Below are 24,796 nucleotides of genomic sequence, written 5' to 3' on the forward strand. Positions count from 1 at the left end.
TGGGGCTCTATGCCGCTTTGAAATCAAAGCGCCGCAAGAAACTTGTCCGCCATTTTGTCGCTGTCCTTGACGTCATTGACGTTCTCTTTCTCCGACTGAGCCAGTTGCATCTTGTCCTGCAGGCGCTGGGCGATCTCTTTGCCGATGGCCAGTTGTTTCGCCGGCGGCATGGCCTGGATGTCTTCCTCGCTAATGCCCATGTCCTTGAGAATGCTGTCGCGCAGACGCTGTTCCGGCGATTTGCTCATGTAGTCCTTGAACGCGTCGGTGGCCGAGGTGCCGGCGGTGCTGCTGGCGCCCGTGGCATCGGTGGTTTGCAGACCGACGCGGGTCTTGGCGAACGCCTCGTCGACGTTGTCGCTGATGCGCGTGGCGGCGGCCACCTGTTGGGTGGCGATCTGCGTGGCCGAGTCCTGGACCCTGGAGGTCGCGTCGGTGGCTTGCGATCGGGTCTGGTTCTGCAGCGATTGCAGCATGGCGCCGTGCAGGCCGCTTTGCAGACCGGCAGCGGCGGTCGTGGTCGCGTCTTCCGCCAGCCGCTTGGGCAAGTGGATGAGTTGCTGCTGTTTGGCACTGACCAACATCATGATGGGGACCTATGAATAATTGCTGACGGGCGTATCCGAGCAATTACCGTGCCTTTCATGAAAGTCCTTTTATTTCAATAAGTTGCTGATTTTGCGTATGAGCTGCGGCGGTCATCCCTTGCCGTCAGGCGGCAGAGGATGACCGCGCGGTGATCAGCGATGGGCAATGTTTTCCAGTGCCAGGTTGCGCGTGCGCGGGCCGAAATAGCCGATGGTCAGCATCACGATCAGCATGCTGCTGACGATGAACGCCAGCACCCCGGGCGTGCCGAAGTTATCCAGGAACAGCCCGATCAGCAGGCTGCTGAATACCGTCGACAGGCGACTGAACGAATAGCAGAACCCCACCGCCCGGGCGCGGATGTTGGTCGGGAACAATTCGCTCTGGTACGAGTGATAACTGAAGCTCAGCCAAGCGTTGCAGAAGGTGATCATCACCCCGCAGAAAATCAGGCCGAAGGCGCTGGTCTGCAACGCGAACAAGGTACCGAAAGTCATGGAGCCGAGGGCCGAACCGACGATCTGCCACTTGTTCTCGAAACGGTTGGCGAACTTCATGAACAGCAGCGGCCCGAGCGGGTAGGCGAGGGTGATGATGAACGCGTACATCAGGCTGTGGGTGACGCTGACGCCTTGGCCCGACAGAAGCGCCGGCAGCCAGTTGCCGAAGCCGAAGAAACCGATTGCCTGAAACACGTGAAAGACGATCAGCATCAACGCCCGGCGGCGATACGGCGGTTGCCAGATATCGGCGAAACGGCCCTTGCCCTCGACGTCGACGGGCACCGCTTCGGGGGCGTCCAGCGGTTGGCGGTGATCCTTCTCGCAGCGTACTTCGATGTCATCGAGAATCCGGTTCGCTTCATCGAATCGACCATGTTGTGCCAGCCAGCGCGGCGACTCCGGCAGACGTTTGCGCAGCCACCAGATGAACAGCGCAAACACCGCACTCGCCAGCACCACCCAACGCCAGCCTGAGACCCCGAACGGCGCCTGCGGCACCAGCCACCACGACATCAGCGCCACCGCCGGCACCGACAGAAACTGCACGAAAAAGGCGAAGGCAAACGCTGAGCTGCGCATGCGTTTGGGCACCAGTTCCGAGAGGTAGGCGTCGATGGTCACCAGTTCGATACCCAGACCGATGCCCACCAGAAAGCGCATGCAGATGATCCCCAGCGCCGAGCTTTGAATGCCCATCAGCACCGTGGCGACCGTGTACCAGACCAGCGCAAAGGTGAAGATTGCGCGGCGGCCGAAACGATCAGCCAACGGGCTGAGCAGGCTGGCGCCAAGGAACAGACCAAGAAACGTCGCCGAAGCAAACGCCGCCTGATCGGAGAAACCGAACACACCCTGATTGCCAGTGGCGAAGATCCCGTCGCGGATCAGCCCGGGGCTGATGTAAGCGGTCTGGAACAAGTCATAGAGTTCGAAGAAACCGCCGATCGACAACAGTGCCACCAGCCGCCAGATCGTGGCGACGGCAGGGAGGCGGTCGATGCGGGCGGAAATCTCGGCGGCGCGTATCGGGTCAATGCCATCGCGTTGCGCGGCGGCGGGGGTGTGAGCAGTCATGGGCTGATCCATTTTTTATTGATGGAAAAGCTTAGCCTGCTATCGGAGTTTACGGATTGTGAATATCGGCGGTTTGCCCCTAAAAGCCGCCGATTTCTTGCAATAACTGTTTGCCAATTAACGATTTATGCCGCAGCGGCGGAATCGGGCAGCGCCGACGCCGGCAAGCCGAAGATGCGATCGAACAGCCAGTTGAAGGCGAACGTGTAGCACGGGATGAAGATGATCAGCGCCAGGTCCAGCAGGAACGCCTGCACCAGGCTGATGTTCATCCACCACGCGATCAGCGGGATCAGGAACACGATTAACGTCAGTTGGAAACCGACCGCGTGGGCGATGCGCCGTTTGACCGTGCGCGTGCGCGACTTCTGGCGGCTTTCCCAATGTTCGAACAGCGAGGTGTAGATGAAGTTCCAGGTCACGGCGATGGTGGTGATGATCACCGCCAACGGCCCGGTGCTGCCCGGCGAGGTGCCGGACAACAGCGCCAGGCCGAGGGCGGAGAAGGTCATGCCGATCACTTCGTAGAGCGACACATAGACCAGTTTGCGTTTGACACCTTGCATGCGGATTTGCCTCTGTTTGCAATCGATGGCCAGCGGAACTGGCGGAGGCGGCAAAAGATAGCTTCAATAGTGGTGACAGAAAAAGTCAGTAGCTTTCAGTTTTGATGATAGGTGGTGGTGTGAATTTCAACAGCGACAGCATCGAATTGTTTCTCGCGGTGATCGAACGCGGCTCGTTCTCCGCCGCTGCCCGGGCGCTGGGCCGGGTGCCGTCGGCGGTCAGCATGGGCATCGGCAATCTGGAAGCGGAACTTGGCTATTCATTATTCGACCGTAGTCATCGCGAACCGCAGCCAACAGCGATGGCGCTGTCACTGGTGCCCCATGCGCGGTTGATTGCCGAGCAGCTCAAGCAACTGCAAGTGCATGCGGTGGAGTTGTCGCTGGGGCTGGAGAGCAAGTTGTCGATCGGTGTGGTTGCGGACATCGATCGTCGCCGCTTGCTTGCCGCGATCAAAGTGATTGCCGAGCGCCATCCGCTCCTCGACATCGAAGTGCTGACCGCGCCGCAGGACGATGTGCTGGCGATGCTGCACAGTGGCCGCGTCAGCGTGTGTCTGGCGTTTGCCGGGTTGAGCATGAACGTGCTGGAGCGTTTTCAGTTTGTCGGCAGCGAACGAATGATCGCCACGCTGGCGGCGGACAGTCCGTTGTTGCAGGGGCAGGATCTGTTTCTTGAAGACCTGGTGCACGTGCGGCAGATCTTCGTCGCCAGCCGCGACCTGCCGATCAGCGAAACCCGGCCACTGGTGGCCGAATCCCACTGGCGCACCGACACTCTGGAGGCGGCGCTGGAGATGGTCGAGGCGGGACTGGGCTGGGGCAATTTCCCGTTGTCGGTGGTGCAGCCGTGGCTGGACAGCGGGCGCTTGAAGCGGCTGAACTTCCGCAACATCGAAAACGGCCTGGTGCTGCCGGTGCACGCGGTGTGGCTCAAGAGCCAGCCGTTGCAGAAGGGCGCGTTGGCCCTGGTCGAACTGCTCGGTCACTGAACCTTGAACCAATTACAGGAATTTGCAGCGTACAGGCGATCCCTGTAGGAGCTGCCGAAGGCTGCGATCTCTTGATCTTTAAGATCAACGTCAAAAGATCGCAGCCTTCGGCAGCTCCTACAAGGGAAGGGTGGAGTCAGGTACTCTCGCGAATCTTCAGTTCAAAGCCCATGTCTTGCACCGGCCGCGCCACGCTGTTGCCGGCCATCAACGTCAGCATCTGCTCCGCCGCGCGCCGGCCGATCGCCTCACGCGGGGTGTTGATGCTGCTCAGGCGCGGCACCATGTGCTCGGACATCGGCAAGTCGTTGAAACCGAGAATCGCCACCTGCTCGGGAATCTTGATCCCGTTGCGCAGCGCTTCGAGCAAGGCACCCTGCGCGAGGTCGTCGTTGCCAAAGAAAATTGCATCAACGTCCGGATGCGCCGCCAGCAACTGCAGGAACAACTCACCGCCCAGGCCCACCGACGAGGCGCGCGGGGTCAGCACTTCCAGGTCGGGGTCATAACGCCCGGCCTTCTGCAGAGCTTTGCGGAAACCCTCGCCGCGCAACAACGTGCGCTGATCGAGTTGCGCGCCGATGTAGGCCAGGCGCTTGCGGCCGCGAGAGAGCAAATGCTCGGCCGCCGTTTCGCCGGCGCTGAGCTGGGAGAACCCCACGCAGTTCACCCCGGCGGCGCTGTCCAGTTCCATCATGTACACGCAGGGAATGTTGCTGCTCTCAATCATCCGCCGCGAACTTTCCGTGCGATCAAACCCGGTCAGCAGAAAGCCACGGGGCTGATAAGCCATGTAGTTGCGCAGCAGGTTTTCTTCTTCATCGCGCGAATAGTGGAAGTTGCCGATCAGCACTTCGAAGCCCTTGGGCGTCAAAACCCGATGAATGGCTTCCAGCGTATCGATGAACAACAGGTTGGACAGCGACGGCACCAACACCACCACCGAATGGCTCTGCGCCGAGGCCAGGGCGCGGGCGGCAGGGTTGACCACGTAGTTGAGTTCGAGTGCGGCTTTCTGGACTTTTTCCACCAGTTCGGTGGCCACGGTACTGACCCCGCGCAAGGCGCGGGAGGCGGTAATCGGGCTCACGCCGGCGAGGCGGGCAACTTCATTGAGGGTGGGACGGCCGGTGGTGCGCGTGTTTTTATCGTTTTTGGGGGTGGTCATCGGGCGGCTTGCCAAACAAAAATCAAGGCACTAAGGTAGCGCTGTCCTGATGCAGCTGCAAATGCGTAAGCGAGGTCCTGCCTGATCTTCGCTTTTTGGCGTTGGGCGCAAACCTGCTGCAACCCAAAAAAACGACAAGAAGGCGTCGGCAACTTCTGCCTGTGCACTAGAGTCATAGCTAGCAAAGGTAGCGCTGTCTGCGCGCTGAGGTGTTATATGAGTCATCCCATCACCGCCCTGGTCATCATGGGCGTTGCCGGTTGCGGCAAGACGTGCGTCAGCGAGGCCCTGTGCCAATTGAGCGGCGCCACTGCCATTGAAGGCGATACTTTTCATCCGGCCGCCAACATCGAAAAGATGAGCGCGGGGATCCCCCTGAACGACGACGACCGCGCCGGCTGGCTTGACAGCCTGTGCGATGAGTTGCGCCGTGTCGATGCACAAGGCCGACGCCCGGTGCTGACCTGCTCGGCCCTTAAACACAGTTATCGCGAAGTGTTGCGCAGTGCCTTGCCGGGCCTGGGCTTCGTGTTTCTTGAATTGACCCCGGAAGTCGCCGCCGACCGTGTATCCCACCGGCCGGGCCACTTCATGCCGGCGACGTTGATCGAAAGCCAGTTCGCCACCCTCGAGTCGCCCAAGGGCGAGCCGTTGACCCTGGCGTTGAATGCTTCGATTTACAGCGTTGAAGAACTGGCAGCACAGGCTCACGTCTGGTGGCAGGCCCACGGTCTGAAACAGGCGGTATGAGTGTGTTGAAAGAGATAGCGCTGTCCTCACGACTTCTGTTTAACCCGCTTTAATAACAACAACAATCCAGGAGACACCCCCAATGTTTGGCATGTCCCACGACGCCTACCTGCTGCTCGATGCAGTGGTCACGGTAATCGGCCTGATTATCCTGATCACCAAATTCAAGCTTCACCCGTTCATTTCCCTGACCATCGCTGCGGCGTTCCTCGGTCTGACCTCCGGGATGCCGATCGGCACCATCATCAAGGCGTTCCAGGACGGCTTCGGTGGCGTGCTCGGTTTCGTCGGCATCATCCTCGCGCTGGGCACCATGCTCGGCAAAATGATGGCCGAATCCGGCGGGGCCGATCAGATCGCCCAAACCCTGATCCGCGCTTTCGGCAAGGACAAGGTTCAGTGGGCGATGATGTTCGCCGCGTTCCTGGTGGGCATTCCACTGTTCTTCGAAATCGGCTTCGTGCTGCTGATTCCGCTGGTGTTCATCGTCGCCCGGCGTACCGGTGTGTCGATCATCAAGATCGGTATCCCGCTGCTCGCCGGCCTGTCCGCCGTACACGGTCTGGTGCCGCCGCACCCGGGGCCGCTGCTGGCCATCGGCGTGTTCGGCGCCGACATCGGCAAGACCATTCTCTACGGTCTGATCGTTGCACTGCCGACCGCCATCATTGCCGGTCCGATCTTCGGTACGTTCATTGCCAAGCACATCCCCGGTCACCCGAATCAGGAACTGGTCGATCAACTGGCCCGTGAAAACGATGACTCGGCGACACTGCCGAGCTTCAGCATCACCCTGATCACCGTGCTGCTGCCGGTGTTCCTGATGCTGCTGAAAACCTTCGCTGACGTGGCGCTGCCTGACGGTCACTTCTTCCGCACCTGGATGGACATGATCGGTCACCCGATCTCGGCCCTGCTGCTGGCGTTGCTGCTGTCGCTGTACACCTTCGGGCACAAGCAGGGCATCGGCTCCCAGCAGATGCTCAAGTGGCTGGACGCGAGCCTCGCACCGACCGCCGCGATCATTTTGATCATCGGTGCCGGTGGTGGCTTCAAGCAGATGCTGGTGACCAGCGGCGTGGGCGACGTGATCGGCCACATGGCGGTCAGCGCGCAGATCTCGCCGATCCTGCTGGCGTGGCTGGTAGCGGCGGTGATTCGTATCGCCACCGGTTCGGCGACGGTAGCGACCATCACTGGCGCGGGTATCGTGGTGCCGGTGGTAGGCATGATTCCGGGCGTCAACCGTGAGCTGCTGGTACTGGCTACCGGTGCCGGTTCGTTGATTCTGTCTCACGTGAACGACGCCGGTTTCTGGCTGGTGAAGCAGTACTTCAACATGACCGTGGCCGAAACCTTCAAGACCTGGACGGCGATGGAAACCATCCTGTCGGTGGTTGCGTTGGGCTTTATCCTGCTGTTGTCGCTGTTCGTGTAAACAGCTTCTTGCAGGCACAAAAAAACCGCAGCGATGCGGTTTTTTTGTGCCCGAAATCTCAAGGCTGAACACATTCCCCTGTAGGAGCTGTCGAGTGAAACGAGGCGGCGATCTTTTGATCTTTGAAAATCAACAGCAAAAGATCGCAGCCTTCGGCAGCTCCTACAGGAGATCTACGTTAGTTGCCGGTTTTCGGGGCCAGCCCATCCGCCCGGAACATCCCGCGAATCCCGCGCACGGCCTGACGAATCCGGTCCTGGTTTTCGATCAGCGCGAAGCGCACATGGTCGTCGCCGTACTCACCAAAACCAACCCCCGGCGAGACGCAGACCTTGGCCTCGGCCAGCAGTTTCTTGGCGAATTCCAGCGAGCCGAGGTGTGCATAAGCCTCGGGAATCTTCGCCCAGACGTACATCGAAGCCTTCGGATTCTCGACCATCCAGCCCAGCTCGTGCAGGCCTTTGACCAGCACGTTGCGGCGCTGGCGGTACTGCTCGGCGATGTCGCGCACGCACTGCTGATCGCCTTCCAGCGCGGCAATCGCCGCCACTTGCAGCGGGGTGAACGTGCCGTAGTCGTGGTAGCTCTTGATCCGCGCCAGCGCGTTGACCAGCTCCGGGTTGCCGACCATGAAACCGATGCGCCAGCCGGCCATGTTGTAGCTCTTGGACAGGGTGAAAAACTCCACCGCGATGTCCTTGGCGCCCGGCACCTGCATGATCGACGGGGCTTTCCAACCGTCGTAGACGATGTCGGCGTAAGCCAGGTCGTGAATGACCAACACGTCGTACTGTTTGGCGAGGGCGATCACCCGTTCGAAGAAATCCAGCTCCACGCACTGCGCGGTGGGGTTGGACGGGAAGCCGAGGATCATCATCTTCGGCTTCGGGATCGATCCGCGAATCGCGCGTTCCAGTTCAGCGAAGAAGTCCACGCCCGGCACCAGCGGCACCGAACGTACCTGGGCGCCGGCAATCACTGCACCGTAGATGTGAATTGGGTAGCTCGGGTTCGGCACCAGTACGGTGTCGCCCTGATCCAGGGTCGCCAGCATCAGGTGCGCCAGGCCTTCCTTGGAGCCGATGGTGACAATGGCTTCGCTCTCCGGGTCGATGTCGACCGCGTAGCGCTCCTTGTACCAGTTGGAAATGGCCCGACGCAGGCGCGGAATGCCCTTGGACGTGGAGTAACCGTGGGTGTCTTCGCGCTGCGCGACCTGCACGAGTTTTTCGACAATGTGCGGCGGCGTGGCCCCGTCGGGGTTGCCCATGCTCAAGTCGATGATGTCTTCACCACGACGCCTGGCGGCCATCTTCAGCTCGGCGGTGATGTTGAAAACGTAAGGGGGGAGTCGATCAATGCGCGCAAAGCGGCGCGGCGAACCTTGTTCAGCCATTGTTGCCTCGGATAACGTAAGCGCCCGGAACCGTCCGAGCGACGCTGGTCACTGCGGTGACCTGTTGGCGAAGATAAGGGCAGTGATGGCAGACTGTCCAGCCTGTATGTAAACAATTTTTTCCCAAGGAAATCGGTAGATGGAATTCACCAGCGGCTTCTTGCTGAGCCTCTCGCTGTGCCTGGACATCGGCGTGGCCAACATCGCGATGATCACCCTGGCGATGCAGCGCGGTTACTTTCAGGGTTTCGCGTTGGGCCTCGGCACCTGCGTCGGTGACTTGATCTACGCGGTGCTGGCGCTGGCCGGGATGACCGTGCTGCTGCAGTACGAAAGCGTGCGCTGGGTGCTGTGGATCGGCGGTTCGGCACTGCTGATCTATTTCGCGGCGAAGATGATCTATTCAGCGATTCACCACGAGGCGCAACTGGCGGCGACTGCAGAGGTAGGGCAGAACTCGCACCGCAAAGAGTTCTTTCGCGGGATCTTCCTCGCCATGTCCTCGCCGAGTGCGATTCTGTGGTTCGCCGCCGTCGGCGGCACCTTGATCGCCCGCTCCGGTGGCGGTGGTCCGGTGAGCTCGGCGCTGTTCCTCGGTGGTTTCCTTTGCGCCGGGCTGCTGTGGTCGGCCGGTCTGTGCTTTGCCGCGAGCCACGGGGGCAAGCTGCTGGGCGACAAGCTGCTGCGCTACTCGTACATGGCATCGGCAGCGATCTTCTGCTATTTCGCTGTTTACGTGATCGTATCCGGTTATAACGAGTTCGTTGGCTCCGGGGCCGCCGACCAGTTGCACGCCTTGTAACATTGCGATTCGGGTTTGGCTTCTATACTCACCAGCCGAACCCCTATTTTTTGTTCCAGGAGTCGAGTCATGGATGAGCAAAAACGCGTCGAAGTGGCTGAACCTCGCTTCGAACATGGACACTTCCTGCTGATTGCAGGATTTCGTGGTCGATTTACCCAGGACAGCGCCAAGGACATTCCCGCGCTGTGGGAAAAGTTCTTGCCGCACTTGGGAAAGATACAGGGACAAAAGAACGAAGTGACCTACGGCGTCTGCAGCAATTTCGACGGCCAGGGTGGCTTCGATTACATCGCCGGGGTGGAAATCAGCAAGCTCGATGACCTGGACCAGAAGGTCTACCAGTGGATCGAAGTGCTGCCCCGCCAATACGCCGTGTTCGAGCACAAGGGACCGCTCGAACAATTGCCGCAGACCCTGCAATACATCTACAAGACCTGGTTGCCGACCTCCCACTATGTGGAGCTCAACGCCCCGGAGCTGGAGCGCTACAGCGCCGATTTCAATCCGCGGCTGCACACCGGCAAACTGGAAATCTGCGTGCCGGTCGATACCAAGGCCTGAGCCACAACCCGAGGCGGATCACTGATCCGCCTCAGGTTGTTCAACCGCGTTTACCCTTGCCCACCCGTCGCGCCCGCAACAGGTCGATGCCCAGGGTGATAAAGCCGAACGTACTGATGCCCAACACCATCAACAGGCCGATTTCAACGCTGCTCATAAGCGGTTTCCCCCAAGGGTGATCAGAGACACACCTCAGAAATAGCCCGCCACCAGCACGAAGAAAAGCGCTTATACGCAGGCTTTACGCCGCCCATGCGGATCGATATGAACACCTTATTCCTTTATGCTTTGTGCACTTTTCTCCGCTGATTTTCGAGCCGCCATGAACACCGTCATCCGTAATGTCACCGCCGCCGACCTGGATCGCTGCTACGCCATCGAAACCGTTGCCTACGAAGGCGATGAGGCCGCCACCCGCGAGAAGATCGCCACGCGCATCGCCACCTGGCCGGACGGCTTCATCGTGGCCGAAGTGGACGGGGTGGTCGCCGGTTTCATCAACTCGGGCGCGGCGTTTGATGTGCAGATGTCGGACGAGGCGTTCAAGGAACTGATCGGCCACGATCCGAAAGGGCCGAATGTGGTGATCATGTCGGTGGTGGTGCACCCGGACTATCAAGGCCAGGGCCTGGCCAAGCGGCTGATGGCCGAGTTCATCGAGCGCATGCGCGGGATGGACAAGGCGACGATTCATTTGATGTGCAAGGAACAGCACATCCCGCTGTACGCCGGGTTCGGCTTTGCCTACATCAAACCGTCGGAGTCCGACCATGGCGGGATGGCGTGGCACGAGATGATCCTGACCCTGTAAACACGTCCCCTGTAGGAGCTGCCGAAGGCTGCGATCTTTTGATCTTGATCTTGAAAAACCAAAATCAAAAGATCGCAGCCTTCGGCAGCTCCTACCGGGGACGGTGGTGGGTCAGTAGAGGCTGTCGCGCACCCGCTTCGGCGCTTCGCGATCGTAGGTTTCGGCATCGAACTGGCCGTCATTCAGGCGCTTGTGGAAAGCGCCGGCAGAGGGCAGGGCGGAGCGCGGCAGGTGGGTTTGCGGGTTCCACGCATCGGAACGGACGAAGGCTTTCGAGCAATGGAAAAACGCCGCTTCCACCGTCACCCGCAACACCGTTTTCGCCGGTTTGCCGTTCACCGCGAAGCTTTCCAGCAGCTCTGGATCGGCGCTGATCGTCGCGGTGCCATTGACCCGCAACGTCTCGCCAATCCCCGGAATGATGAACAGCAGCGACACCCTTGGATCGTGCAGCACATTGCGCAGGGTATCGATGCGGTTGTTGCCCGGGCGATCCGGCAGGGCCAGGGTGTTTTGATCAATGATCCGCACAAACCCCGGCGCATCACCGCGCGGCGAATTGTCGAGGCCGTCGGCGCCCAGCGAGCTGATCATCACCAGCGGCGACAGGCGCACCATCGCCTGATAGTCCTCGTTGAGAAAACCGATCTGTTTGCGTACCGCGCGCTCGTGGGGCAATCCGTATATCGCTTCCAGCGCTTCGATTGAATCGATCATCGTGCATCCCTCGATGACTCAGAAAAACAGGCCCATGCGCCGCTCGTAACCGATTCGTCCCTTGTACGCTTCGCCGCTGTCGACGAAACCGTGTTTGGCATACAGCGCGATGGCGGCGTCGTTATCGGCGTCCACCGACAGCTCCAGGCCCTTGATTTCCGGCCATGCCTCACGCGCAATCTGCGGCAACGCTTGCAGGCAGGCTTTGCCGTAACCCTTGCCTTGTGCCCGATGATCGACCTGCAACGCATGCAAGGTGGCGCTGTGTTCATCGGCCCAGTCCGGCAACACGGGTGGGCGTTTGAGCAGCAGGAAGGCCACCGGCACTTGATCCGCCAGCAGCGCGAAGCCCTTCACGCCGGGGCCGGGTCTGGACAGCAGCGTGTGCAGCGCGCCGTGGATGTCGCCGGAAAACTTGATCTGCTCGGGATGGATTTCAATCGCCTCGACTTGCTGACGCTGCAGGGCGTTCAGGCTGTCGTACGGCACGAGTTGGGCTGACACGGGAATTTCCTTTTTCCTACAAAGATGAGCCTCGGATTCTAGCGATTTTGTGTTCGGCGGAATTTTTTTTGTTTTGTCTGTCGATCGGCTCGACTGCCGAACGACTAAGGGTGTCTTCACAACAAAAACACGGAGAACACCATGAGCGCACAAGCTGACATCCAGACCCTGATCAACACTTACCGCGAAGCGGTGATGACCAAGAACGTCGAGAAAGTCATGGCGCTGTACGCCGACGACATCGTCTCGTTCGACGCGATCAAGGCCCTGCAATTCAAGGGCAAGGCGGCCTACCGCAAGCACTGGGAAGCCTGTATGGAGATGTGCCCCGGCCCGCACGTTTTCGAGTTCCACGAGATCGCCATCGAAACCGCCGACAACCTCGCCTTCGCCCATTGGGTAGCCAACTGCGGCGGGACCAACGACAAGGGTGAAACCCAGAGCTGCTGGATGCGCGCCACCGCGTGCTATCGGCAGGTGGGCGGGACGTGGAAGATCGTCCACGAGCACTGGTCGGCACCGTTCGATCCGATGAGCGGCGCCACGCTGTTCGATGTGCAGCCCTGATCTTCAGCCATAGTTGATCCGTTCGATTCAGGAGAAAGCCATGAAGTATCTATGCCTGGTCTACAGCGATGAACGCCTGCTGCACACGCTGCCCGACAGCCCGGAAGACGCCGAATGCTGGGCCTACGCCGAGTCGATTCAGGGCAGCGGGCGGATGGTCGCGGCCGAAGCGCTGGAATCGGTGCAGACCGCCACCACGGTGCGCATGCGCAACGGCAAGCTGTCGATCACCGATGGCCCGTTCGCTGAAACCAAAGAGCAACTGGCCGGTTTCTACCTGATCGACGCCAAGGACCTCAACGAAGCGATCCAGGTCGCCGGGCACATTCCGGCGGCCCGGGTCGGCAGCGTCGAAGTGCGCCCGGTGCGGCAGTTGAATGTCTGAGGTTCGGGCGCGGGTCGAGCAGGTCTATCGCGAAGACTCGCGGCGGATCCTTGCGACGCTGATTCGCCTGCTCGGTGATTTCGACCTCGCCGAAGAAGCCTTGCACGAGGCGTTCTTCGTCGCGGTCGAGCGCTGGCAGCGCGACGGCGTGCCCGACAACCCGCGCACCTGGCTGGTGTCCACCGGGCGCTTCAAGGCGATCGATGTGTTGCGCCGGCGCGCCCGCTTCAAGGCCTCGCAGCCGCTGTTGCTGGCGCAGCTAGAAGAACTGGAACAGGCCGACTGGAGTGGCGAAGACGTGGAAGACGACCGCCTGCGGCTGATCTTCACCTGCTGTCACCCGGCGCTGGCGGCGGATGCGCAGGTACCGCTGACCCTGCGTGAAGTCTGCGACCTGACCACCGAGGAAATCGCCCGCGCGTTTCTTTCGGCACCGGCAGCGATTGCCCAGCGCATCGTGCGGGCCAAGGCCAAGATCCGCGATGCGAAAATCCCTTATCAAGTCCCCAGCCTCAACGAGTTGTCCGAGCGCCTCGACAGCGTGTTGCGGGTGATTTATCTGGTGTTCAACGAAGGGTATTCGGCGTCGATGGGCGCTGAGCTGACCCGTGAAGACCTGACGCGCGAGGCGATTCGGCTGGGGCGGTTGCTGATGGAGTTGCTGCCGGAGCCGGAGGTCATGGGCTTGCTGGCGCTGATGCTGCTGCACGAGTCGCGGCGGCCGGCGCGCACCTCGCCCAGCGGGGAATTGGTCCTGCTGGACGATCAGGACCGTTCGCGCTGGGATGCCGGGCTGATTGCCGAAGGCTGTGCGCTGGTGGAACGTGCGCTGACCACCCGGCGCTTCGGGCCGTATTGCCTGCAAGCGGCGATTGCAGCGGTGCACGCCGAGGCGCCTTCAGCGGCTGAAACGGATTGGGAGCAGATCGTCGGGCTGTATGACGTGCTGTTGCGCGCGGTGCCGTCGCCGGTGATCGAATTGAATCGTGCGGTGGCGGTGGCCAAGCGTGATGGGGCGTTGGCCGGGTTGAATTTGATTGAAGGGATTCTGGGGCGGGGCGAGTTGCAGGATTACCACTTGGCGCATTCGGCACGGGCGGAGTTTTGTCGGCAGTTGGGCCGGGTGGAGCAGGCGCGGGCGGCGTATCGGCGCGCGTTGGAGTTGACGCGGCAGGAGCCGGAGCGGCGGTTTATCGAGGGGCGGCTGAGCGAACTGGATTGATCCGCGAGCTTCATTGGCAGTGCCGGCCTCAAATCATCAGGGTTGCTGCCGGTGATCGAAGCGGCTTGAAGATCAAAAGATCGCAGCCTTCGGCAACTCCTACAGAAGAATGCATTCCTATGTAGGAGTTGCCGAAGGCTGCGATCTTTTGATCTATTCCAGCATCTTGCTCAATAGCCAGCTCCCCGCTGGCCCCGGTGGATAAATCCGCGACCACAACGCATCGACATACACCGGCCGCGGCCAGCCGCGCACCGTCAATTCCACCAGCGAGCCATTACCGAAGCGCCCCACCAGCCAGCGCGGCAGCGCCGCCCAGCCGAAGCCCATTTCCGCCATTTCCATCAGCATCAGGTAACTCGGCGCCGACCACACCCGACCTTTCGCCCGACTGTCGTAGGGATTGACGATGGTCGCCAGCCGCAACTCCCGATGCTGTTCCAGCACTTGCTGATCGACACGTTCGATATGGGTCAGCACATGATCACGTTTGACGAACAGCGCAAGGTCAGTGCGCTCGGCAACCGTTGACGTCACCAGATCCGGCGGATAGCTGTCGCGCATCTCGGCGAACGCCAGGTGCGCGCGGCCACGCTGAACGAGTTCGATCAGGTCGTCGCACTCGGCGATCAGGCATTCCAGTTCCAGGTCCGGATAACGCTGTTCGAAGTCGACCAGTGCCGCTTCGAAACGCGCCGATTGGTAGGTGTCGGAAATCGCCACGGTCAGCTTCGGCTCGACGCCTTGCGTCAGTTGTCGGGCGGTCATTTCCAGACGGCTGGTGGCCGCCAGAATCGCCTCGGCCCGTTGCAGCATCACGTGGCCGGCCGGGGTCAGGGTCGGTTTGCGGCTGCTGCGGTCGAACAGGATCAGGTCCAGATCAATCTCCAGACTCGCGACGGCGGCACTGATGGTCGACTGACTGCGCCCCAGTTTGCGCGCCGCTGCCGAGAACGAACCCTGAGTGGCGGCTTGAACAAACGCCAACAGCACTTCCTGCGAGGCCATGAACTATCGCCTTGATCGATGGTTATTGGTTATGAAGTATCGGTGTGAGGATGGATCATGGCAACATCTTCACTCAAGGAGTCAGGCCATGACGGCTAACAAGTCCATCACTGAACGTATCTTCCAGGCCATTGGTTTCGAGTTTCTGGCGATTCTTATCTGCACGCCGTTGCTGGCGTGGATCATGAACAAGCCGCTGCTCGACATGGGCGCGGTGACCGTGCTGATCGCCGTGTTGGCACTGGCGTGGAACGTGGTGTTCAACGGTTTCTTCGACCGGACGCTCAAGCGCCTGAACGTCGGGCACAACGCCTGGACGCGGGTGGTCCATGCGCTGCTGTTTGAAGGCGGCTTGATCGTGATGGGCGTGCCGCTGATTGCCTGGTGGCTGTCGGTCAGCCTGTGGCAGGCGTTTTTGCTCGATATCGGCGTGCTGCTGTTCTTCCTGCCGTACACCTACGTGTATCACTGGGGCTATGACGTGGTGCGTGCGCGGTTCATGCAGCGCAGCGCCTGTCAGGGTTAACCCAATCCCACTGTAGGAGCTGCCGAAGGCTGCGATCTTTTGACTTTGATTTTTTAAAAACAAGATCAAAAGATCGCAGCCTGCGGCAGCTCCTACAGGGACGGTGTTTGAAGTTAGAGAAACATCCCGCCCGACGCCTCGACCCGCTGCCCGTTGATCCACTGTGCCCCCGGCGCCAGCAACATCGACAGCGCACCACCAATGTCATCCGGCTGCCCGACACGGCCCAGGGCGGTGTTGCTGGCGACCATCGCGTTCAACGCCGCGTTGTCGCGCACGGCGCCGCCACCAAAGTCGGTCTCGATGGCCCCCGGCGCCAGAATGTTCACGCCGATCTGCCGCGCGCCCAGCTCCTTGGCCTGATAGCGAGTCAGCACTTCCATCGCCCCTTTCATCGCTGCATAGGCGGCATACCCCGGCAGGCTGAAGCGGGTCAGGCCACTGGAGATGTTGATGATGCGCCCGCCATCGTTGATCAGCGGCAGCAGTTGCTGAGTCAGGAAGAACGGCCCTTTGAGCTGGATGTTCATCAGCAGGTCGAACTGCTCTGGTGTGGTTTCGGCGAATGCCGCGTGCACACCGATCCCGGCGTTGTTGATCAGAAAGTCGAAGCGCGGACGCTCCAGTTGCTGCAGCGCTTGCTCAACCCGCGCAGCGAAATCAGCGAAGCTGTCGCTGCGGCCCACGTCCAGTTGCAGCATCACGGCTTTGGCGCCGCGTTGTTCCAGTTCAGCCACCAGGGCTTGAGCTTCATCGGCGTGGCTGTTGTAGGTGCCGATGATGTCCACACCTTCGGCGGCGAGGTGCAGGGCGGCGTTCTTGCCCAGGCCACGGCTGGCGCCGGTGATCAATGCGATTTTGCGGCTCATGTGAAGTCCTCGATTGCGGTGAGTGGTGATGAGCAAAGTTTATTTATCCGCCAGGGGGTGATAAACAGACTGAAACCGGAATCACTGGTCGATTAAGCCGAACAATCAAGGGGTGTCCTCATGAACAAACTGGAACTGCTGCGCACCTTCGTCCGGGTCAGCGAACTGTCGAGTTTCACCCTCGCCGGCGAGAGTCTGGGGCTGCCGCGCTCGACGGTGTCCGAGCATGTGCAGTCGCTGGAAACCCTGCTCGGCACGCGCCTGCTGCAACGCACCACGCGCAAGGTGCAGGCGACGCAGGACGGCCTGGTGCTGTACGAACGCAGCAAGGATCTGCTGTCGCACATGGACGAGATCGAGGGCCTGTTTCGTCAGGATCCGGCCTCGCTGACCGGACGGATTCGCGTCGACATGCCGAACATTCTGTCGCGCCGCCTGATCATGCCGCTGCTGCCTGAGTTCATGGCGTGTCACCCGAATCTGGAGCTGGAGATCAGCTGCACCGACCGCCGCGTCGATTTGCTCAGCGAGGGCTTCGATTGCGTGGTGCGCATTGGCGCGCAGCCGGATCAGTCAGTGGTAGCACGGCATTTGGGCGATTTCCCGATGATCAATTGCGCCAGCCCGGCGTACCTTGAACGCTACGGTGTGCCGCAGACGCTGGAGGATCTGGCGCAGCATAGGCTGGTGCATTACGTCGGTGTGCTGGGCTCGCGCTCGGAAGGGTTTGTGTATGAACAGGACGGTCAGGTGCGGCGTCTGCCAATGGCTGGCAGCGTTACGGTCAACAGCACTGACGCTTACGAGTCGGCCTGCCTGGGCGGCTTCGGCCTGGTTCAGGTGCCGCGTACCGGCATGCAGCCGCATCTGGACACCGGCGAACTGGTGACCGTACTGCCGCAGTTCACGGCGCCGGCGATGGGGATTTCAATCCTGTATGCGCGGCAACGGCACTTGCCGCTGCGGGTGCGGGTGTTCATGGATTGGTTGGGCGAGGTCATCCGTTCGACGCTCTGACCAACACCACTTCCCCCTGTAGGAGCTGCGGCACGCTGCGATCTTTTGATCTTGTTTCTATAGAAGCAAAATCAAAAGATCGCAGCGTGCCGCAGCTCCCACAGGGGATTTGTGGGGTTAGAAGATCTGGGTGAACAGCCAATAGAGGCTGCCCGATAGCAGAATCGCCGCCGGCAATGTCAGCACCCACGCCATCAGCAGATTGCGGATGGTCTTCATCTGCAAGCCGCCGCCATTGGCGACCATGGTTCCGGCCACGCCCGATGACAACACGTGGGTGGTCGACACCGGCAAACCGAACATGTCCGCCGCGCCGATGGTCAGCATCGCCACGGTTTCCGCCGAGGCGCCCTGGGCGTAGGTCAGGTGGGTCTTGCCGATCTTCTCGCCGACCGTCACCACAATCCGTTTCCAGCCGACCATGGTCCCCAGTCCCAGGGCGATGGCCACGGCGATCTTCACCCACAGCGGAATGAACCGCGTGGCGTTGTCGATCTGCTGCTTGAACAATTGCAGCTTGTTGTGGGTGTCGGCGTCGAAGTTGCCGACCTTGTTCTTGTCCATCAGGCGAATTGATTCGCTGGCCAGGTACATGTCGTTACGCACGTTGCCCATGGCTTCAGCCGGGACTTTCGACAGCGAGCCATAGCCTTTCACCTCTTCGCCAATATGCCCGGTGAGGGCGGCGAGGGCGGGGATCAGTTGCGGGGTGGCTTCCTTGTTGCGCACGTAATCGGAGAGCACCGGACGTGGATCGGCGGGGGCCGGCAGCGGGGTATTTTTCACCAGTGCTTGCTGAGTGACTTCGGCGACAGCGGCAAACTGCAACGCCTGATCGGCCGGCATGGTGCGGTTCAACGCATAAGCCATTGGCAGGGTGCCGACCAGAATCAGCATGATCAGGCCCATGCCTTTCTGCCCGTCGTTGGAGCCGTGAGCGAAGGACACGCCGGTGCAGGTGATAATCAGCAAACCACGGATCCACCACGGTGGCGGGGTGTTGCCTTGCGGTGCTTTGTACAGCGCACGGTTTTTCACGAACGCACGCAACGCCAGCAGTAACAGCGCCGCGCAGCCGAAACCCACCAGTGGCGACAGCAGCAAGGCGTAACCGATCTTGGTCGCTTGCGCCCAGTCCACGCCGCTGGTGCCGTCGCGCCCGTGCATCAAGGCATTGGCCACGCCGACGCCGATGATCGAGCCGATCAGGGTGTGCGACGAGGAGGCCGGCAGGCCCAGCCACCAGGTGCCGAGGTTCCACAGGATCGCTGCGATCAGCAGAGCGAAGATCATCGCGAACCCGGCGGACGAACCGACCTGCAGAATCAGCTCCACCGGCAGCAGGGCGATGATGCCGAACGCTACAGCGCCGCTGGACAGCAGCACCCCGAGGAAGTTGAAGAAACCCGACCAGACCACCGCCACATTCGGCGGCAGCGAGTGGGTGTAGATCACCGTCGCGACCGCGTTGGCGGTGTCGTGGAAACCGTTGACGAACTCAAAGCCCAGCGCAATCAGGAGCGCCACGCCGAGTAGCAGGAACGGGGTCCAGGTGGTGACGGTGGTGCCCAGCTCGTGCATGTCGTGCATCAGGCTGTAGGCCGTGAACAGCATCCCCATTGCCAGCACGGCAAAAAACACCACGTAAGTGAAGGGGCCGGGTTTTTTATCAAGTGCAGGCCGACCGCCGTGGACGGACGTGGGGCGGGCGGCGGTCAGGGAGGGAGTAGCCATGAGCGGACAGTCCTGAGCGAGGGAAGGAGTGTCGGCCATGATCGTTGCTAAATATTACAGAGAGACTGCGGCAGGTCAGTGTTTGGCGGATTAGTCTGACCATTGATCAGAAGGGAAATGAACAACCCCTGTAGGAGTGAGCCTGCTCGCGATGACGTTGGCACATTCAAAACAGAGGTGTCTGACACACCGCTATCGCGAGCAGGCTCACTCCTACAAGGGATCTGTGGTGGGGCACAGTAATTATTGGGGTTAGTAATCCCCGCGTTTACGAAACGCCCAGCGCCCGGCAATCACGGTAAACGTCGCCACCAACGCGACCAATATCCAGAACCCCTCCGGATCCGTTGCCAGCGGCACGCCGCCGACGTTCATGCCGAAGAAACCGGCAATGATGTTGATCGGCAGCGCCAGCACCGTGACCACGGTCAGGGTGAACAGCGTGCGGTTGCTCTGTTCGTTGAGGTTGGCGGCGATCTCTTCCTGGAGCAGTTTGATCCGTTCGCCGAGGGCGGTGAGGTCGTTGATGATCAGCGCGAACTCCTCGGTGGACTTGCGCAGCTCCTTGACGTCCTCCTTCTGCAGCCACGGCGGCGGACGGTTGAGCAGGCGCAGCAGCGAACCCGGTTCCAGCGCCAACAGCCGTTGCAGGCGCACCAGCACGCGGCGGTTGGCGCCGAGTTCGGCGCGGTTGGTCGACAGGCGCGAGGAGAGCAATTCGTCCTCGACCTGATCGACGCTCATGCTGGTCTTGCGCACGATCTGCGTCAGCACTTCGCCCTGATCGCGCAGCAGGTGCACGAGCAGTTCCGACGGCGAGCGAAAGCATTCGCCGGCCTTCACCGACGAGCGCAGCTTGTCCACCGAGTGCAGCGGTTGCAGGCGTGCGCTGACGATCAGTTTGCTGCGCACGCAAACCCACAGCGTCGAGACATCCGAAGAGACCATGCTGCTGAGGTTGAACACCACATCATTGACCACCGCCAGCAACGCTGAGTCAACGTGTTCGATGCGCGTCGAGCGCGAACCTTCGTGCAGCGCTTCGAAAAATTCTTCGGGCAATTGCAGATGGCTTTTCATCCAGCGCTCGCACGCGGCGTGGGCCAGGTTCAGGTGCAGCCAGAGGAATTCATCACTGTCGCTGTCGTCTTGCAGGCAGCGCAGGGCGGTCGCCGAATCGACTTCGCGGCCACGTTCACCCGGGCGGAAACGGAAGCCGTAAAGCAAACCGAACAAATCAGGATCGCGATGACTGATATCGAGGCTGTGGTTCATGGAGGCTCGCTGCGAGGAGGAGGGCGTCGGTCGCGGAATGGCAGGTTCACTGAGCCGCATCATCGCAACCGAATGTGACACTGGCGTGACGATAAAGTGACGCCAGATCAATGTCTTACCGGCGGTCGGAATTTCTTCAAGAAGCGCTCTGGCACGCCGATCACGCTTAGGTTACGTTGCGCGCGCTTGGCCATGAGCCAAGGCGCGCCGACACGGATGTCCGGCAAAATCCCACGCCTTATCGGGCGTGCCTCATCCCTGTCCTGAGTATCTTGCGATGCTGCAAAAATCCCTGAGAGCGCAAATTCTCGCCCTGCTGAGCGGCAGCCTGCTGGCGACACTGTTGATCGCGCTGGCCTGCTTTCATTTCCTGTCCAACGGCGTGCAGAACTACAGCCAGTTGATCGCCGGCCCGTTGCACACCTCACAACTGATCGACGAGGCCAACCTGCAATTCAAGGTGCAGGTGCAGGAATGGAAAAACGTCCTGCTGCGCGGCAAGCAACCGGCGGATCTGGCCAAATACTGGAGCCAGTTCGAAGATCGCCAGCGCGATGTACAAAATATTCTCGGTGAACTGGCCAGCCAGAAAGGCATCGAGCCGGCACTCAAAACCCGCATCGAACGCCTGCGTGAAGAACACCGCCTGCTCGGCGCCGCGTACCAGAAAGGTCGCGATGCCTACGTGGCGGCCGGTGCCGATCCAACCGCTGGCGATGCCGCCGTCAAAGGCGTGGACCGCGCCGCCAGCGACCAGATGAGCGAGCTGGTGGCCGAGCTGCGCAAGCAAGGCAGCGAGCAGTCGGCGCAGATCAGCGCCAGTGCCGACAGCACCGTGTTGCTGGGGATTCTGGTGATGCTCGGCTCGGGTCTGTTGATCGGTCTGTTGAGCCTGTGGCTGGTCAACCGCAACCTGATCGAACCGATCCGCAAGCTGATCGATTACGTCACCCAATTGAGTCGCGGGCGCCTCGCTGAACGTGTCGCCAACGACCGTCAGGACGAGTTGGGCAACCTGGCGGCGGCCGCCAATACCCTGCGTGATTTCCTCGCTGAGACGTTCACCCACCTGCAACGCAGCGCCAGTGATCTGGACAGCGCCAGCGGCGAGCTGAACGCGATTGCCACGACCATGGCCGGCGGCACCAACGAGCAGTTCAACCGCACCGATCAGGTGGCGACGGCGATGAACGAAATGTCCGCCACCGCCCAGGAAGTCGCCCGTCATGCGGCGGACGCGGCGCGCGCGGCCGACGATGCCGACCAGTCCGCTCAACAGGGCGAAAAGGTCATGCAGAGCACCATCCATTCCATCACCCAGATGCGCAGCGAAATCGCTAACACCGCCACGGTGATCCGCCGTCTGGAAGCGGACAGCGGCCGGATCGGCAAGGTGCTGGAAGTGATTCGCGGCATCGCCGAACAGACCAACCTGCTGGCACTCAACGCGGCGATTGAAGCGGCGCGGGCCGGTGAGGCCGGGCGTGGTTTTGCCGTGGTGGCCGATGAAGTGCGCAACCTGGCGCAACGCACGGCGGAGTCGATCATCGAGATCAACCAGATCATTCAGAGCGTGCAGACCGGCGCAGTCGATGCGGCCCAAGCCATCGATAGCGGCCAGTCGCGCAGCGATGAAAGCGTCGAGCAAGTGACCCAGGCCGGCGCCATGCTCGAGCGCATCACCCACGCGGTGGAAGCGATTCGCGACATGAACCGCCAGATCGCCACCGCCGCCGAAGAGCAGACCTCGGTGGCCGAAGACATCTCGCGCAACCTCACCGAGATCACCTCGATCGCCAGCACCAACCTCAACAGCGTGCAGCGCACCGAAAGCGCCAGCCAGAACCTGCATGGCCTGTCCGGGCAACTCAATGAAGTCACCGCGCGCCTGAGCGCCTGATCGAGCCTGGGTGTACCGATTCGGCTACCGAGTCGGTACACCGTCGATCTCTAATCAGTGCGCGTGCCGCCGTAGGGCGGGCATGAAAAAGCCGCACGATCTTTCAATCGTGCGGCTTTTGATGAGCGGTGTATCAAGTGTCTTGCTTGTTGCTCAGCACCTTGCCGGTGGTGGCGTCAAAGTCCACGTCGAACTCTTTGCCATCGGCGGTTTTCAGCTCGACTTCGTACTCGTAACCGTTGAAGTGGTTGTCCAGGTCGGTGTCGGTGATGGTCGCACCCGGGTGCAGTTTCAGCGCCTCGGCGTTCATCGACTCCAGCGACTTGATCTTGCCTTCCTTCACCAGTTGCGGGATCTGGTCGACGCGGACGTCAGCCTGGGCCAGGCCAGCGGTCAGGGTCAGGGCAGCGGCGGTAAACAGGGCAGTCAAAGTTTTCATCGGTTCGATCCTTGGTTTGCTTAAGTGCGTGTTCTGTTGAAGTGGGTTCAGATTAACCACCGCAACTTAATTCACCCTTAAAAGCCCTGAATGCCAAGCGGGCAAGCCGCACCCTGCACAGAACCTGTGGGAGCGTGGCTTGCCCGCGATGAAGGCGCCTCGGTTATCGATCAGAAACCGTTGTTCTTCAACACCTCATCAACACTGGCTGCCGCCGGACGCTTGTAGAACTTCAACAGTTCGCTGGCGCGGTTGGTGAAGATGCCGTCGACGCCGGATGCCATGACTTTCTCGAAGTCCACCGGCTCATCGACGGTATACACGTGCACCAGCATGCCCTGATCGTGGGTGTACTGGTTCATCCACGGTTGCACCAGATCCGAATAGCTCTGATCGCCGCCCTGGGTCAGCTTGGCCGAAGGGCCGGTGCCGATGGCGCCCTGAGCCTTGGCGAAATCCACCCACTGCTTGAATTCAGCTTCGGATTTCGGTTCCTGCTTGCCGTAGAAAGCGTTCTTGTCCTTCTCGCCGGATTCGGCAAAGGTCACTGTCGATTTCGGCTCGATGCTGCCTTCACCGACCCACAGCAAGAGGATCTTCGGCACTTGTGGCATTTCCTTTTGCAGCAGTTCGAGGCTGTTTTTCTCGAAGGTCTGCAGGATCACCTTGCCTTTGCCCTGGCCGACGCCCAGCTCGCTTTTCGCCAGTTTCGAACCGGCCGGGCTCAACCAGCCGCGGTCCTGCAGCTTCTCTTTGAGGTCATGCTCGATCCCGGGGAACAGTTGTGGCTCCTTGGTTTCGATGTACAGGCCCGGCTTGTGTTTCGGGTTGGCCTGGGCGATGTCGATGATTTCGTCCAGGGTCAGGATTTTCAGCCCGGCGTAGGACGGGCGCGCGCGATCCGGGTAAGCCTTGTTGTACCAGCTGCCGGCGTCGAGGGTTTTCAGTTCGGCCATGGTGAAGGCATTGGCCGGGCTGTCCTTGCGGTCCGGAAACTTGGTCGCGACGTCGGTGGTGCGTTGCAGGTTGTTGTCGTGCAGGGCGAACAACACGCCGTCCTTGCTGCGCTGCAAATCCATTTCCAGGTAATCGGCGCCGAGGTCGCGGGCCAGTTTGTAGGAGGCGGCGGTGGATTCCGGTGCATCGAAGGACGCGCCACGGTGAGCGATCACGGCTGGATGCGGGATGCCATGGGCGGCGGCAAGCGCGTTAACGTCAGTCTGGGCGGCGTGGGCCTGGCCGAGACCGAGCAGCAGGCTCAGCATGAGGGCGCTTCTGGTGAAAGTGGCGGGCATGTTCGAGTTCCTTTCGCAGGGCATTTTCAAAGACGTACCTTTTAGCAACTGAAGCGATTGCGTGCTATCGCCAGACCGACATAAACGTATTAAAAGCGATTTTTCCTGCACTTTTGTGGCGCTGTTTGCAGTACGCTTGCCGGTGGCAGACGCCCCGGCAGAGGGCGCGCCGATTCCTGTGCCCTGCGTGTAAACCATCGATGATTTTTCGTGAGGTTTACCATGCGCATCACTTCCCAACTCATCTGCCAGGCCGCCGACGACCTCAAAGGCTTTGTCGGCCTCAACCGCAAGACCGGTCAGTACATCGTGCGTTTCAGCGAAGATTCGTTCGGCATGGACGTGGCCGATGACGGCATCATTCCCACCAGCGAATTTGTCTGGGTGGCGGTCTCCGATACGACCATGACCTTGAAGCGCGAGTTGATTCAGTTGCTGCTGGATCAGAACATCGACGACCGGATCAACATCACCGAGCCGTTGCGGGTGTACATGAGCAAGGTTGAGGTGCCGGAGATTGTGGCGGTGCGCAGTCTGGTGAAGGGCTGAGATTTTGTGCTGACTGTGAAGGCTTCTTCGCGAGCAAGCTCGCTCCCACAAGGTATGCGTTGTGCTGAAGATCACACTGGCTTGCCAGTGATGAGGCCTGTGATAGCAGCACCCAACTCACTGCCCAAACGCTGTAC

26 protein-coding genes are annotated in these 24,796 nt (G+C 60.7%); 13 read left to right on the forward strand and 13 right to left on the reverse strand.

Going from position 1 to position 24,796, the window contains the following annotated elements:
• Nucleotides 1-23: 23 nt before the first annotated feature.
• The 3 genes from NN484_RS26890 to NN484_RS26900 all read right to left on the reverse strand — a co-directional run bounded on the left by NN484_RS26890 (nt 24) and on the right by NN484_RS26900 (nt 2,731).
• A complete protein-coding gene (locus tag NN484_RS26890) occupies nt 24-584 on the reverse strand; it encodes a hypothetical protein (RefSeq protein WP_274659341.1) in 561 nt (186 codons plus the stop codon).
• 156 nt (nt 585-740) lie between these two features.
• The gene (locus tag NN484_RS26895) at nt 741-2,165 is read right to left on the reverse strand and encodes an MFS transporter (RefSeq protein ID WP_274658343.1); all 1,425 of its coding nucleotides are present in this window, start codon (nt 2,163-2,165) and stop codon (nt 741-743) included.
• 125 nt (nt 2,166-2,290) lie between these two features.
• The gene (locus tag NN484_RS26900) at nt 2,291-2,731 is read right to left on the reverse strand and encodes a PACE efflux transporter (RefSeq protein ID WP_108589278.1); all 441 of its coding nucleotides are present in this window, start codon (nt 2,729-2,731) and stop codon (nt 2,291-2,293) included.
• 119 nt (nt 2,732-2,850) lie between these two features.
• On the opposite strand from NN484_RS26900, the gene NN484_RS26905 reads away from it, so the two are divergent.
• A complete protein-coding gene (locus tag NN484_RS26905) occupies nt 2,851-3,723 on the forward strand; it encodes a LysR family transcriptional regulator (protein WP_215502770.1) in 873 nt (290 codons plus the stop codon).
• 136 nt (nt 3,724-3,859) lie between these two features.
• On the opposite strand, the gene gntR is transcribed toward NN484_RS26905, so the two are convergent.
• Entirely contained in the window at nt 3,860-4,891 is a 1,032-nt protein-coding gene (gene gntR, locus NN484_RS26910; protein ID WP_274658344.1) for an HTH-type transcriptional regulator GntR, read from the reverse strand.
• A gap of 216 nt (nt 4,892-5,107) precedes the next feature.
• Here gntR and NN484_RS26915 point away from each other — a divergent pair, with 216 nt between their 5' ends.
• Both NN484_RS26915 and NN484_RS26920 read left to right on the forward strand, forming a co-directional pair.
• Complete coding sequence (locus NN484_RS26915; protein ID WP_274658345.1) at nt 5,108-5,641, forward strand: gluconokinase; 534 nt, start codon at nt 5,108-5,110, stop codon at nt 5,639-5,641.
• Nucleotides 5,642-5,723: 82 nt separating this feature from the next.
• Complete coding sequence (locus tag NN484_RS26920; RefSeq protein WP_127651308.1) at nt 5,724-7,079, forward strand: GntP family permease; 1,356 nt, start codon at nt 5,724-5,726, stop codon at nt 7,077-7,079.
• A 178-nt stretch (nt 7,080-7,257) separates the two neighbouring features.
• On the opposite strand, the gene alaC is transcribed toward NN484_RS26920, so the two are convergent.
• Nucleotides 7,258-8,475, reverse strand: a complete 1,218-nt coding sequence (alaC, locus tag NN484_RS26925) for an alanine transaminase (RefSeq protein ID WP_215502772.1) — start codon at nt 8,473-8,475, stop codon at nt 7,258-7,260.
• A gap of 139 nt (nt 8,476-8,614) precedes the next feature.
• On the opposite strand from alaC, the gene NN484_RS26930 reads away from it, so the two are divergent.
• The 3 genes from NN484_RS26930 (at nt 8,615) to NN484_RS26940 (ending at nt 10,652) form a co-directional block, all read left to right on the forward strand.
• Nucleotides 8,615-9,277, forward strand: coding sequence for a LysE family translocator (locus NN484_RS26930; protein WP_095137081.1), 663 nt, complete (start codon nt 8,615-8,617; stop codon nt 9,275-9,277).
• A gap of 69 nt (nt 9,278-9,346) precedes the next feature.
• Entirely contained in the window at nt 9,347-9,841 is a 495-nt protein-coding gene (locus tag NN484_RS26935; RefSeq protein ID WP_127651310.1) for a GyrI-like domain-containing protein, read from the forward strand.
• 322 nt (nt 9,842-10,163) lie between these two features.
• Nucleotides 10,164-10,652: a GNAT family N-acetyltransferase gene (locus NN484_RS26940; RefSeq protein WP_215502773.1), complete on the forward strand. Its 489-nt coding sequence runs from the start codon at nt 10,164-10,166 to the stop codon at nt 10,650-10,652.
• A 111-nt stretch (nt 10,653-10,763) separates the two neighbouring features.
• On the opposite strand, the gene NN484_RS26945 is transcribed toward NN484_RS26940, so the two are convergent.
• Nucleotides 10,764-11,369, reverse strand: coding sequence for a pyridoxamine 5'-phosphate oxidase family protein (locus NN484_RS26945; protein ID WP_274658346.1), 606 nt, complete (start codon nt 11,367-11,369; stop codon nt 10,764-10,766).
• A gap of 18 nt (nt 11,370-11,387) precedes the next feature.
• On the reverse strand, nt 11,388-11,873 hold the full coding sequence (locus tag NN484_RS26950; RefSeq protein WP_127651313.1) for a GNAT family N-acetyltransferase: 486 nt from the start codon (nt 11,871-11,873) through the stop codon (nt 11,388-11,390).
• 141 nt (nt 11,874-12,014) lie between these two features.
• Here NN484_RS26950 and NN484_RS26955 point away from each other — a divergent pair, with 141 nt between their 5' ends.
• From NN484_RS26955 to NN484_RS26965, 3 genes are read left to right on the forward strand one after another with little or no spacing between them, the layout of a single operon-like run.
• Nucleotides 12,015-12,440, forward strand: a complete 426-nt coding sequence (locus NN484_RS26955; protein ID WP_274658347.1) for a YybH family protein — start codon at nt 12,015-12,017, stop codon at nt 12,438-12,440.
• A 40-nt stretch (nt 12,441-12,480) separates the two neighbouring features.
• Nucleotides 12,481-12,825: a YciI family protein gene (locus tag NN484_RS26960; protein WP_127651315.1), complete on the forward strand. Its 345-nt coding sequence runs from the start codon at nt 12,481-12,483 to the stop codon at nt 12,823-12,825.
• Nucleotides 12,818-14,047, forward strand: a complete 1,230-nt coding sequence (locus NN484_RS26965) for an RNA polymerase sigma factor (protein ID WP_274658348.1) — start codon at nt 12,818-12,820, stop codon at nt 14,045-14,047. The genes NN484_RS26960 and NN484_RS26965 overlap by 8 nt, the downstream gene beginning before the upstream one ends.
• A 153-nt stretch (nt 14,048-14,200) precedes the next feature.
• On the opposite strand, the gene NN484_RS26970 is transcribed toward NN484_RS26965, so the two are convergent.
• A complete protein-coding gene (locus tag NN484_RS26970; RefSeq protein WP_127651317.1) occupies nt 14,201-15,055 on the reverse strand; it encodes a LysR family transcriptional regulator in 855 nt (284 codons plus the stop codon).
• Nucleotides 15,056-15,143: 88 nt separating this feature from the next.
• Between NN484_RS26970 and NN484_RS26975 the strand changes: the two genes are divergently transcribed.
• On the forward strand, nt 15,144-15,581 hold the full coding sequence (locus NN484_RS26975) for a multidrug/biocide efflux PACE transporter (protein WP_127651318.1): 438 nt from the start codon (nt 15,144-15,146) through the stop codon (nt 15,579-15,581).
• Nucleotides 15,582-15,694: 113 nt separating this feature from the next.
• Here the strand turns inward: NN484_RS26975 and NN484_RS26980 are convergent, their stop codons facing one another.
• The gene (locus tag NN484_RS26980; RefSeq protein WP_274658349.1) at nt 15,695-16,450 is read right to left on the reverse strand and encodes an SDR family NAD(P)-dependent oxidoreductase; all 756 of its coding nucleotides are present in this window, start codon (nt 16,448-16,450) and stop codon (nt 15,695-15,697) included.
• A 120-nt stretch (nt 16,451-16,570) separates the two neighbouring features.
• Here NN484_RS26980 and NN484_RS26985 point away from each other — a divergent pair, with 120 nt between their 5' ends.
• The gene (locus tag NN484_RS26985) at nt 16,571-17,467 is read left to right on the forward strand and encodes a LysR family transcriptional regulator (RefSeq protein WP_274658350.1); all 897 of its coding nucleotides are present in this window, start codon (nt 16,571-16,573) and stop codon (nt 17,465-17,467) included.
• Nucleotides 17,468-17,584: 117 nt separating this feature from the next.
• Here the strand turns inward: NN484_RS26985 and NN484_RS26990 are convergent, their stop codons facing one another.
• A complete protein-coding gene (locus NN484_RS26990) occupies nt 17,585-19,201 on the reverse strand; it encodes an inorganic phosphate transporter (protein ID WP_127651321.1) in 1,617 nt (538 codons plus the stop codon).
• Between the two features lie 252 nt (nt 19,202-19,453).
• Nucleotides 19,454-20,476: a transporter gene (locus NN484_RS26995; protein WP_047599633.1), complete on the reverse strand. Its 1,023-nt coding sequence runs from the start codon at nt 20,474-20,476 to the stop codon at nt 19,454-19,456.
• A gap of 277 nt (nt 20,477-20,753) precedes the next feature.
• On the opposite strand from NN484_RS26995, the gene NN484_RS27000 reads away from it, so the two are divergent.
• Nucleotides 20,754-22,376 (forward strand): methyl-accepting chemotaxis protein, encoded by a 1,623-nt coding sequence (locus NN484_RS27000; protein ID WP_274658351.1) that lies wholly within the window; start codon nt 20,754-20,756, stop codon nt 22,374-22,376.
• 133 nt (nt 22,377-22,509) lie between these two features.
• On the opposite strand, the gene NN484_RS27005 is transcribed toward NN484_RS27000, so the two are convergent.
• Entirely contained in the window at nt 22,510-22,815 is a 306-nt protein-coding gene (locus NN484_RS27005) for a PepSY domain-containing protein (RefSeq protein ID WP_007963131.1), read from the reverse strand.
• Nucleotides 22,816-22,985: 170 nt separating this feature from the next.
• The gene (locus NN484_RS27010; protein ID WP_274658352.1) at nt 22,986-24,110 is read right to left on the reverse strand and encodes a glycerophosphodiester phosphodiesterase; all 1,125 of its coding nucleotides are present in this window, start codon (nt 24,108-24,110) and stop codon (nt 22,986-22,988) included.
• Nucleotides 24,111-24,332: 222 nt separating this feature from the next.
• On the opposite strand from NN484_RS27010, the gene NN484_RS27015 reads away from it, so the two are divergent.
• The gene (locus tag NN484_RS27015; protein WP_127651323.1) at nt 24,333-24,659 is read left to right on the forward strand and encodes a DUF2025 family protein; all 327 of its coding nucleotides are present in this window, start codon (nt 24,333-24,335) and stop codon (nt 24,657-24,659) included.
• Nucleotides 24,660-24,796: the final 137 nt, after the last annotated feature.

It is taken from the genome of Pseudomonas serboccidentalis, assembly GCF_028830055.1.
GTDB classification, from domain to species: domain Bacteria; phylum Pseudomonadota; class Gammaproteobacteria; order Pseudomonadales; family Pseudomonadaceae; genus Aquipseudomonas; species Aquipseudomonas serboccidentalis.

Bases quoted from the DNA above. Each gene is read 5' to 3' on its own strand.
- NN484_RS26890 (WP_274659341.1), bottom strand. From the start codon at position 584: ATGTTGGTCAGTGCCAAACAGCAGCAACTCATCCACTTGCCCAAGCGG.
- NN484_RS26895 (WP_274658343.1), bottom strand. From the start codon at position 2,165: ATGACTGCTCACACCCCCGCCGCCGCGCAACGCGATGGCATTGACCCG.
- NN484_RS26900 (WP_108589278.1), bottom strand. From the start codon at position 2,731: ATGCAAGGTGTCAAACGCAAACTGGTCTATGTGTCGCTCTACGAAGTG.
- gntR (WP_274658344.1), bottom strand. From the start codon at position 4,891: ATGACCACCCCCAAAAACGATAAAAACACGCGCACCACCGGCCGTCCC.
- NN484_RS26915 (WP_274658345.1), top strand. From the start codon at position 5,108: ATGAGTCATCCCATCACCGCCCTGGTCATCATGGGCGTTGCCGGTTGC.
- NN484_RS26920 (WP_127651308.1), top strand. From the start codon at position 5,724: ATGTTTGGCATGTCCCACGACGCCTACCTGCTGCTCGATGCAGTGGTC.
- alaC (WP_215502772.1), bottom strand. From the start codon at position 8,475: ATGGCTGAACAAGGTTCGCCGCGCCGCTTTGCGCGCATTGATCGACTC.
- NN484_RS26930 (WP_095137081.1), top strand. From the start codon at position 8,615: ATGGAATTCACCAGCGGCTTCTTGCTGAGCCTCTCGCTGTGCCTGGAC.
- NN484_RS26935 (WP_127651310.1), top strand. From the start codon at position 9,347: ATGGATGAGCAAAAACGCGTCGAAGTGGCTGAACCTCGCTTCGAACAT.
- NN484_RS26940 (WP_215502773.1), top strand. From the start codon at position 10,164: ATGAACACCGTCATCCGTAATGTCACCGCCGCCGACCTGGATCGCTGC.
- NN484_RS26945 (WP_274658346.1), bottom strand. From the start codon at position 11,369: ATGATCGATTCAATCGAAGCGCTGGAAGCGATATACGGATTGCCCCAC.
- NN484_RS26955 (WP_274658347.1), top strand. From the start codon at position 12,015: ATGAGCGCACAAGCTGACATCCAGACCCTGATCAACACTTACCGCGAA.
- NN484_RS26960 (WP_127651315.1), top strand. From the start codon at position 12,481: ATGAAGTATCTATGCCTGGTCTACAGCGATGAACGCCTGCTGCACACG.
- NN484_RS26965 (WP_274658348.1), top strand. From the start codon at position 12,818: ATGTCTGAGGTTCGGGCGCGGGTCGAGCAGGTCTATCGCGAAGACTCG.
- NN484_RS26970 (WP_127651317.1), bottom strand. From the start codon at position 15,055: ATGGCCTCGCAGGAAGTGCTGTTGGCGTTTGTTCAAGCCGCCACTCAG.
- NN484_RS26975 (WP_127651318.1), top strand. From the start codon at position 15,144: ATGACGGCTAACAAGTCCATCACTGAACGTATCTTCCAGGCCATTGGT.
- NN484_RS26980 (WP_274658349.1), bottom strand. From the start codon at position 16,450: ATGAGCCGCAAAATCGCATTGATCACCGGCGCCAGCCGTGGCCTGGGC.
- NN484_RS26985 (WP_274658350.1), top strand. From the start codon at position 16,571: ATGAACAAACTGGAACTGCTGCGCACCTTCGTCCGGGTCAGCGAACTG.
- NN484_RS26990 (WP_127651321.1), bottom strand. From the start codon at position 19,201: ATGGCTACTCCCTCCCTGACCGCCGCCCGCCCCACGTCCGTCCACGGC.
- NN484_RS26995 (WP_047599633.1), bottom strand. From the start codon at position 20,476: ATGAACCACAGCCTCGATATCAGTCATCGCGATCCTGATTTGTTCGGT.
- NN484_RS27000 (WP_274658351.1), top strand. From the start codon at position 20,754: ATGCTGCAAAAATCCCTGAGAGCGCAAATTCTCGCCCTGCTGAGCGGC.
- NN484_RS27005 (WP_007963131.1), bottom strand. From the start codon at position 22,815: ATGAAAACTTTGACTGCCCTGTTTACCGCCGCTGCCCTGACCCTGACC.
- NN484_RS27010 (WP_274658352.1), bottom strand. From the start codon at position 24,110: ATGCCCGCCACTTTCACCAGAAGCGCCCTCATGCTGAGCCTGCTGCTC.
- NN484_RS27015 (WP_127651323.1), top strand. From the start codon at position 24,333: ATGCGCATCACTTCCCAACTCATCTGCCAGGCCGCCGACGACCTCAAA.